The organism is Pantoea anthophila (assembly GCF_006494375.1).
GTDB classification, from domain to species: Bacteria; Pseudomonadota; Gammaproteobacteria; order Enterobacterales; family Enterobacteriaceae; genus Pantoea; species Pantoea anthophila.
Map to the genome: position 1 here is coordinate 1 of NZ_VHIZ01000060.1, position 944 is coordinate 944.

Annotated in this window: 1 rRNA gene; it reads left to right on the forward strand. The window is 53.9% G+C overall.

Annotated features, from left to right (window positions below):
* A 23S ribosomal RNA gene (locus FJW00_RS20025) occupies window positions 1-944 on the forward strand; the annotation flags it as partial.

Below are 944 nucleotides of genomic sequence, written 5' to 3' on the forward strand. Positions count from 1 at the left end.
CGAGATTCCCCCAGTAGCGGCGAGCGAACGGGGAGCAGCCCAGAGCCTGAATCAGCATGTGTGTTAGTGGAAGCGTCTGGAAAGTCGCAGGGTACAGGGTGATACTCCCGTACACAAAAGCACATATGCTGTGAGCTCGATGAGTAAGGCGGGACACGTGGTATCCTGTCTGAATATGGGGGGACCATCCTCCAAGGCTAAATACTCCTGACTGACCGATAGTGAACCAGTACCGTGAGGGAAAGGCGAAAAGAACCCCGGCGAGGGGAGTGAAACAGAACCTGAAACCGTGTACGTACAAGCAGTGGGAGCACCCTTGTGGTGTGACTGCGTACCTTTTGTATAATGGGTCAGCGACTTATATTCTGTAGCAAGGTTAACCGTATAGGGGAGCCGCAGGGAAACCGAGTCTTAACTGGGCGTTAAGTTGCAGGGTATAGACCCGAAACCCGGTGATCTAGCCATGGGCAGGTTGAAGGTTGGGTAACACTAACTGGAGGACCGAACCGACTAATGTTGAAAAATTAGCGGATGACCTGTGGCTGGGGGTGAAAGGCCAATCAAACCGGGAGATAGCTGGTTCTCCCCGAAAGCTATTTAGGTAGCGCCTCGTGAACTCATCTCCGGGGGTAGAGCACTGTTTCGGCTAGGGGGCCATCCCGGCTTACCAACCCGATGCAAACTGCGAATACCGGAGAATGTTATCACGGGAGACACACGGCGGGTGCTAACGTCCGTCGTGAAGAGGGAAACAACCCAGACCGCCAGCTAAGGTCCCAAAGTCATGGTTAAGTGGGAAACGATGTGGGAAGGCACAGACAGCCAGGATGTTGGCTTAGAAGCAGCCATCATTTAAAGAAAGCGTAATAGCTCACTGGTCGAGTCGGCCTGCGCGGAAGATGTAACGGGGCTAAACCATGCACCGAAGCTGCGGCAGCGACACT